Source organism: Thauera phenylacetica B4P (genome assembly GCF_000310225.1).
GTDB lineage: Bacteria > Pseudomonadota > Gammaproteobacteria > Burkholderiales > Rhodocyclaceae > Thauera > Thauera phenylacetica.
Map to the genome: position 1 here is coordinate 1 of NZ_AMXF01000215.1, position 6923 is coordinate 6923.

Genomic DNA, 6923 nt, shown 5'->3' on the forward strand with positions numbered 1-6923 from the left:
GTCGGCGAGCGCCGGGCCGGACAGGCGGCCGTCGCGGCCCACCGCGATCGCGCGCTGGCCGCGCGCCACCGCCTCGGAGCCGAGCGCGTGGCCGATCGCACGCACCGCCGCGGGGGTGAGCACGGTGTCGACGATGCCGCGGATGTCGTAGGCTTTGAAGAGCTCGGCAGCGGGCAGGGCGTGACGCATGGACGACTCCAGGTCGGGCGGGCTCAGTGCAGCACGCGCGGCGTCGAATCCTCCTGCCCGGAGGTCTCGGGCACCGGCGAGGCGTGGTGGAGCACCATGCGCCAGCCTTCGGCGCCGCGCACGAAGACGTTGGTCGCGGCGATCGTCGCGGTGCGCGGGGTGGGGCCGTCGGTGGCGAGGCGCTCGAGCACGCAGTGCATCGCCATCATCGCGGTGGCGCTGGCCACCGCGTGGCTGACGTCGATGCGGATGCGGGCGCCGTCGGCGAGGATCTGGCGCCAGATCTCGCGCACTGCGGCCAGGCCGACGATGCGCGGGCCGCCCGGCTGGACGCAGACGACCTCCTCTTCTTCCGACCAGACGCCCATCAGGGCCTCGAAGTCGCCCTCGGCGAGGGCTCGGTAGAAGGCGGCTTCCGCTTCGAGGGCGGTGGTGAAGACAGGTCTGCTCAAGGGGATGTTGTTATTGTGGGTGGATCGTAAAGACCACGGGGGCCGCAGCCCCCGTGGTCCGGTCGGGTCGCGGGCCGGGGGCGGCCCGCGACCCGGTTCTCAGTGGTGGCCCTTGGGGCGCTCGCCGTTGAACACGTAGTGCGCGCTGCAGTACGGGCAGACGGCCTCGCCGGTCTTCAGGATGTCGAGGAACACGCGCGGGTGGCGGGCCCACAGCGGCGCGCCCGGCGGCGGGCAGTGCAGCGGCAGGTCCTTGGCGGTGGTGACGACGGCCTGGGTCTTGTCGGTGTTCTCAACCATGACGGAATCCTCGGAGCGTGGAGATCAGACGTGGGCGAGCCAGTGCGCGTATTCGGGCGCACGGCCGTTGACGACGTCGAAGAAGCGGGACTGGATCTTCTCGGTGACCGGGCCGCGCTGGCCGGCGCCGATCTGGCGGTCGTCGAGCTCGCGGATCGGGGTGACCTCGGCGGCGGTGCCGGTGAAGAAGGCCTCGTCGGCGAGGTAGATGTCGTCGCGCGTCAGGCGCTTGGTGCCGACCTCGTAGCCGAGCTCGCGCGCGATGACGTGGATCGAGTCGCGGGTGATGCCGGTGAGCGCCGAGGCGATCTCGGGTTCGTAGATGCGGCCGTCCTTGACGATGAAGAGGTTCTCGCCCGCGCCCTCGGCGACGAAGCCCTGGTTGTCGAGCAGCAGCGCCTCGTCGTAGCCCTGGCGGGTGACCTCGAGGTTGGCGAGGATCGAGTTCGGGTAGGTGCCGGACAGCTTGGCGCGCGGCATCGTCGAGTTGACGTGATGGCGGGTGTAGGACGAGGTCTTCACGCGGATGCCCTTCTGCAGGCCTTCCTCGCCGAGGTAGGCGCCCCAGGGCCAGGCCGCGATGGCGACGTGGACGCGCGCGCCGAGCGTCGAGATGCCCATCTTCTCCGAGCCGTAGAACGCGATCGGGCGCAGGTAGCAGGACTCCAGCTTGTTCGCGCGCACGACCTCCTTCTGCGCCTCCATGAGCTCATCCTTGGAGTAGGGGATGTCCATCATGTAGATCTTGCCGGAGTTGATCAGGCGCTGGGTGTGCTCGGCGAGGCGGAAGATCGCGGTGCCGCTGACGGTGTTGTAGGCACGGACGCCCTCGAACACGGCGAGGCCGTAGTGCAGCGAGTGGGTGAGGACGTGGGTGGTCGCCTCGCGCCACGGAACTAGCTTGCCGTCCTGCCAGATGAAGCCGTCGCGGTCAGCCATGGACATGATGAAGATCTCCGCCTTGAAAAATGTTCGCTGGATGGGTTCGTTGCGCGCCCCCGATCGTTCACGGGGCGCAAAGCCTTGCAATTCTAGCGTAAAGCCGTGCCGAGGACGCGCGCCGCGCGCAGGCCGCGAGCGACCTGCCATCGGCGCGGGCGGCCGGCACGCGGCGCTCCTCCATCCAGGGTGGTGCGCGCTAGAATGCGGGCCTTCATGCGCTGGAGCATCGGAGTGAAGGATCGCCCCTGGAAACCCAACGTCACCGTCGCCGCCGTCATCGAGCGCGACGGCCGCTTCCTGCTCGTCGAGGAGGAGACGCCCGAAGGCCTGTGCTTCAACCAGCCCGCCGGCCACCTCGAGGAGGGCGAGTCGCTGCTGCAGGCCACGGTGCGCGAGGTGCTCGAGGAGACCGCCCACCACTTCGAGCCCGAATACCTCGTCGGCATCTACCAGTGGACGCGGCCGCAGGGCGACATCACCTACCTGCGCTTCGCCTATGGCGGCCGCCTGCGCGGCGAGGACCCCGGGCGCCCGCTCGACGAGGGCATCGTGCGCGCGGTGTGGCTGACGCTCGACGAGGTGCGCGCGTGCGCCGATCGCCACCGCAGCCCGCTGATCCTGCAGTGCATCGAGGACTGGATCGCCGGGCAGCGCCATCCGCTCGCGCTGGTGCATCACAGCGCGACGGGATGATGACGCGCCGGCTCCGCCCGCTGCTGTGCGCGCTGCTCGCGTGGCCGGCGGCGACGTGGGCGACGGTGGGCGTGGCGGCATCGGATTCCGGGGCGGAGGTGAGCATCTGCTACAACTACGGCTGCGCGAGCGAGGCACGCGTGCGCGTGCATGCCGCCGCCCTGCGCCGCATCGGTGCACGCCTCGCGGCGGCGCGCAGCGCGGCGCAGGAGCGCGAGTACCTCGCCGAGGCGGTGGGCGGGCTGTACCGGGTGGCGGCGACGCAGACAGCGGTCGCGACCGACCGTGCCGGCAACCTGCTCGACGAGGGCGCGGACGGACGCATGGACTGCATCGATCACTCGATCACCACGACCCGGCTGCTGCAGCTGCTCGAGGCGCGCGGGGCGCTGCGCTTTCACCGCGTCGTCGAGCCGGCGCGCCGTACCCGGCTGATCCTGCAGCACTTCAGCGCGGTGATCGAGGTGCTGTCGGTGGCCGAGCGCATCGATCGCCTGCCGCCCGGCGAGGCGCTGGCGGGCTGCAACTGCACCGAGGACGGGCTGGTGATCGGGGCTGCGGGGGAGGGGGACGGCGACGACCGTCCGGGACAACGTTACGTGGTCGACAGCTGGTTCGTCGACAATGGCGAGCCGGCTGTCGTGCTGCCGCTCGCGGAATGGCTCAATGGAGGGGGACCGAATGTCCAGTAGTCGGGAAGGAAAGCAGGATGGGGCGGGGATGAAGGTGGTGGTCGGCATGTCCGGCGGGGTGGACTCGGCGGTGACCGCGCTGCTGCTCAAGCGCCAGGGCTACCAGGTGACCGGCCTGTTCATGAAGAACTGGGAGGACGACGACGACTCGGAGTACTGCTCGACGCGGCAGGACCTGGTCGACGTGGCCTCGGTGTGCGACGTGATCGGCATCGACCTCGAGGTCGTCAATTTCAGCGCCGAATACAAGGACCGCGTGTTCGCCGACTTCCTGCGCGAGTACGAGGCCGGGCGCACGCCCAATCCGGACGTGCTGTGCAACTCCGAGATCAAGTTCCGCTGCTTCCTCGACCACGCCATGCAACTCGGCGCCGAGCGCATCGCCACCGGCCACTACGCCCAGGTGCGCGCATGGACCAACGATGGCCGCACCGAGTACCAGCTCCTCAAGGCCGAGGACGGCACCAAGGACCAGAGCTACTTCCTCTACCGCCTCACCCAGGAGCAGCTCGCGAAGACGATGTTCCCGCTCGGCGCGCTGTACAAGCGCGAGGTGCGCAGGATCGCCGCCGAGGCCGGCCTGCATGTGGCCGACAAGAAGGACTCGACCGGGATCTGCTTCATCGGCGAGCGCCCCTTCCGCGAGTTCCTGATGCGCTACCTGCCGACCCGGCCGGGCGAGATCCGCGCGCTCGACGACGGTCGCGTGCTCGGCGAGCACCAGGGGCTGATGTACCACACCATCGGCCAGCGGAAGGGCCTGCACATCGGCGGCCTGAAGGGCAACCAGGACGAGGCGGGCGAGCATGAGGCCTGGTATGTGGCCGGCAAGGACGTCAAGGCCAACGTGCTCCATGTTGTCCAGGGCCACGCCCACCCGGCGCTGCTGAAGGACCGCCTGGTCGCCGGTGACCTCAACTGGATCGCCGGGCGCGACCCGCACACCAACTGGGTGTATACCGCCAAGCCGCGCTACCGCACCCCCGACCAGCCCTGCGAGATCGACCGCATCGCCGAGGGCCGCGCCGAGATCGCCTTCGCCCAGCCGCAGTGGGCGGTGACGCCGGGGCAGAGCGTGGTGGTGTACGAGTCCAAGGTCTGCCTGGGCGGGGGAATCATCCTGCAGGCGTGAGGCGTGAGGCGTGAGGCGTGAGGCGTGAGGCGTGAGGCGTGAGGCGTGAGGCGTGAGGCGTGAGGCGTGAGGCGTGAGGCGCCGCGGGCCGCACGCCTGCCCTACGCCCGCGTCGCGCCTACGTCTGCGGCGGCGAGCGGCGGGTGAGCGGCTGCCTGCGCGCGCGCCGCGAAGGTCTCGCAGCGCTCGATGAACTCGCGCGCGCTCTTGGGCATGGTCACGCGCGCGCGGATGATGTCGGTGACGAGGTTGCGTCCCTGCAGGATCAGGTGCAGGCCGTCGGCGGCGAGCTGGCGGGTGCTCTCGTCGGCGGCCGGGCCGAGTGCAGGGGCGAGTGCGGCGAGGCGCTCCGAGGCGGTGACGAACTCTGCCCACACGTCGAAGATGTCCGGGTCGGTACGCAGGGTCTCGCACTTGATCTTGGCGATGCGCGCAAAGTCGAACACCAGCGGCTCCACGCCGCGGAACAGCGGTGTCGTGGCGAAGGTGGCGGCCATCACCGCCGCGATGCGGTCCACCTCGCGCAGCGCCTGGGCGATCTTGATGTAGCGGCTCTCGTAGAAGGCCTCGACCGGTATCGAGAAGGCGCGGAAGGGTTCGCCCCACAGCTCGTCGATGCCCTCGTCGCCGCTGCGGTGCAACACCAGGCGCCCGAGCTTGAGCGCCTCCTGCAGGCAGCCGCCGCACTCGCGCATCAGCGGGTTGTCGGTGGCGATCTCGATGCCCAGCTCCTGCAACTCCACCAGCTTGGTGAAGATGTCGGTGGCGCGGTTGAACAGCGCGCCGGCGTACATCGCCCCCTTGACGCGCTTGCGCGCGGGGTCGTCCTCGGCGTCGTAGGCGCGGCGCGCGTCGTCGAGGCGCTTGCCGGGGATGTTGATGCCGTGCTCGACGTGGTTGAACAGGCGCCGGGTGAGGGCCTGGATCAGCCGCTTCTTGGCGTCGAGCGTGTCCGCCGGCGGCTCGTAGGCCTTGAGCCAGTAGCCGTCGTAGTGGATGCGCCGGACACCGTCGATGATCGCGACCGTACCTTCGGGGATGGAGTCTTCCATGGCCGTGGCCGTCCGTTGAGCCTTAGAGGGATGCGAAGGATACGCCCGCGTTCAGGCGCTTCCAATAGCCCGCGCGGATGCGCGCGCGCTGCGCGCGCGGCGCTGGCGACGACGACGGGCGGCGACGCGCAGCCGCCAGAACAGCTGCGTGCCCCAGTAGGCGATGATCGAGCCGGTCACCGCCATGATCACCATGCCGACCAGCAGCGGCTGGCCGATGCCGCCGACCCAGGCCCAGGCCTGGGCGAGCGAGTCGATCGCTCGCACCGGCGCCTCGACGTCGTCCGGCGTGAGGTCGGGCGGCGTGTGGCGGCCGATCACGCCCGCGCCGAGCTGGTAGGCGAAGTAATAGAGCGGACCGTAGGTGAGCGGATTGCTCACCAGCGTGGAGGCCGCGGCGATCAGCAGGTTGCCGCGCAGCAGCAGGGAGGCGATCGCCGCCGCGGGGATCTGCGCGATCGGGATCATCAGGCCGAAGAACACGCCCATCGCCACGCCGCGCGCCACCGAGCGCCGGTTCACATGCCACAGCAGCGGGTCGTGCAGGCGCGGACCGAGCCAGCGCAGCATGCGGCTTTGCGTGATGGCTTCGCGAGTGGGCAGAAAGCGTTCGAGCATGGTCCGGTCCGGAAGGAAGACGGCATCTTACGCATTGCATCGCAAAGCACAAGCGAGCCCGTCACGGGCTTCGAGGACCGTGCGCGAGCCTGCCGTCCGGGAGGTTTTCTCGCCGGCTTCGACCGCGCTCGCGGCAAGGAATTCAATGGGGCGTGAGCCGTGAGGCGTGAGGCGCGAGGAGCCCCTTACTCCTCACGGCTCACGCCAGCTCGCTGGGAATCACCGCGCGCAGCACGGTCTGCGTCTCGCCCTCGCGCACGCGGTTGGTGAACCACCACAGCGCGCCCTTCTTGATCGTCCAGTCGGCCTCGCTGCCCGAGAGCAGCAGCGCGCACAGGCGGCCGAGGCCGGGCTGGTGGCCGACCACCAGGGCGGCGCCGTTGCCCTCGGGCCAGCCGGTGGCGGCGAGGATGTCGGCAACGTTGCCCTCCGGTCCCAGGTTGCTGACGATCTCGAACTCGTCGGTGAAGGCGGTCGCGGTCTGGCGGGTGCGCAGCGTGGGACTGACCAGCACCTTCAGGTTCTTGGGGCGGTTGTCTTCCAGCCAGCGCGCCATGCGACGCGCTTGCTTGAGACCGCGGGGGGTGAGTTCGCGCGTGTGGTCGGGGCTGCCGTCCACCGCTTCCGCATGACGCCAGAGCAGCAGGTCCATGTCGTTCGTCCGGGGTTCGAGGGCGCGCATCATCGGATGCGGCGGTTACAGCACGATGACGGCGGCCCGCCGCGCGGCCGGTCGGGCGGTCCGGCTCACCATGGCTTGCCGCCCCACAGCAGCGGCTCGCACTCGCCCAGCACGCGCCGGCGCAGGCGGGCGTAGCGCGGTGCGTGCCAGCCCAGCACGAAGGCCGCCGCG

General features: G+C 70.1%; 9 protein-coding genes and 1 pseudogene. 3 read left to right on the forward strand and 7 right to left on the reverse strand.

What is annotated here, in order from left to right; genetic code table 11:
• The 4 genes and pseudogenes from C667_RS18515 to C667_RS18530 form a co-directional block, all read right to left on the reverse strand.
• A pseudogene (locus tag C667_RS18515) lies at nucleotides 1-189 on the reverse strand (phosphomannomutase/phosphoglucomutase); the annotation flags it as partial.
• 23 nt (nucleotides 190-212) lie between these two features.
• The gene (locus C667_RS18520) at nucleotides 213-641 is read right to left on the reverse strand and encodes a YybH family protein (RefSeq protein WP_004375290.1); all 429 of its coding nucleotides are present in this window, start codon (nucleotides 639-641) and stop codon (nucleotides 213-215) included.
• A gap of 99 nt (nucleotides 642-740) precedes the next feature.
• Nucleotides 741-941 (reverse strand): zinc-finger domain-containing protein, encoded by a 201-nt coding sequence (locus C667_RS18525; protein WP_004324121.1) that lies wholly within the window; start codon nucleotides 939-941, stop codon nucleotides 741-743.
• 24 nt (nucleotides 942-965) lie between these two features.
• A complete protein-coding gene (locus C667_RS18530; protein ID WP_004375293.1) occupies nucleotides 966-1886 on the reverse strand; it encodes a branched-chain amino acid transaminase in 921 nt (306 codons plus the stop codon).
• A gap of 228 nt (nucleotides 1887-2114) precedes the next feature.
• On the opposite strand from C667_RS18530, the gene C667_RS18535 reads away from it, so the two are divergent.
• The 3 genes from C667_RS18535 to mnmA are packed head-to-tail and all read left to right on the forward strand — an operon-like array spanning nucleotide 2115 to nucleotide 4400.
• On the forward strand, nucleotides 2115-2576 hold the full coding sequence (locus C667_RS18535) for an NUDIX hydrolase (RefSeq protein ID WP_039922185.1): 462 nt from the start codon (nucleotides 2115-2117) through the stop codon (nucleotides 2574-2576).
• Complete coding sequence (locus tag C667_RS18540; protein WP_004375297.1) at nucleotides 2576-3268, forward strand: hypothetical protein; 693 nt, start codon at nucleotides 2576-2578, stop codon at nucleotides 3266-3268. Before C667_RS18535 ends, C667_RS18540 begins: the two co-directional genes overlap by 1 nt.
• A gap of 28 nt (nucleotides 3269-3296) precedes the next feature.
• Nucleotides 3297-4400, forward strand: coding sequence for a tRNA 2-thiouridine(34) synthase MnmA (gene mnmA / locus C667_RS18545; RefSeq protein WP_004375301.1), 1104 nt, complete (start codon nucleotides 3297-3299; stop codon nucleotides 4398-4400).
• 101 nt (nucleotides 4401-4501) lie between these two features.
• Here the strand turns inward: mnmA and C667_RS18550 are convergent, their stop codons facing one another.
• The 3 genes from C667_RS18550 to C667_RS18560 form a co-directional block, all read right to left on the reverse strand.
• Nucleotides 4502-5452: a hypothetical protein gene (locus tag C667_RS18550; protein ID WP_004375303.1), complete on the reverse strand. Its 951-nt coding sequence runs from the start codon at nucleotides 5450-5452 to the stop codon at nucleotides 4502-4504.
• Nucleotides 5453-5503: 51 nt separating this feature from the next.
• Nucleotides 5504-6070, reverse strand: coding sequence for a DUF2062 domain-containing protein (locus C667_RS18555; protein WP_004375305.1), 567 nt, complete (start codon nucleotides 6068-6070; stop codon nucleotides 5504-5506).
• 199 nt (nucleotides 6071-6269) lie between these two features.
• A complete protein-coding gene (locus tag C667_RS18560) occupies nucleotides 6270-6722 on the reverse strand; it encodes a SixA phosphatase family protein (RefSeq protein WP_004375307.1) in 453 nt (150 codons plus the stop codon).
• Nucleotides 6723-6923 lie beyond the last annotated feature (201 nt).

Coding starts and splice junctions, on each gene's coding strand:
- C667_RS18550 (WP_004375303.1), bottom strand. CDS start 5,452: ATGGAAGACTCCATCCCCGAAGGTACGGTCGCGATCATCGACGGTGTC.
- C667_RS18530 (WP_004375293.1), bottom strand. CDS start 1,886: ATGTCCATGGCTGACCGCGACGGCTTCATCTGGCAGGACGGCAAGCTA.
- C667_RS18540 (WP_004375297.1), top strand. CDS start 2,576: ATGACGCGCCGGCTCCGCCCGCTGCTGTGCGCGCTGCTCGCGTGGCCG.
- mnmA (WP_004375301.1), top strand. CDS start 3,297: ATGAAGGTGGTGGTCGGCATGTCCGGCGGGGTGGACTCGGCGGTGACC.
- C667_RS18555 (WP_004375305.1), bottom strand. CDS start 6,070: ATGCTCGAACGCTTTCTGCCCACTCGCGAAGCCATCACGCAAAGCCGC.
- C667_RS18525 (WP_004324121.1), bottom strand. CDS start 941: ATGGTTGAGAACACCGACAAGACCCAGGCCGTCGTCACCACCGCCAAG.
- C667_RS18560 (WP_004375307.1), bottom strand. CDS start 6,722: ATGGACCTGCTGCTCTGGCGTCATGCGGAAGCGGTGGACGGCAGCCCC.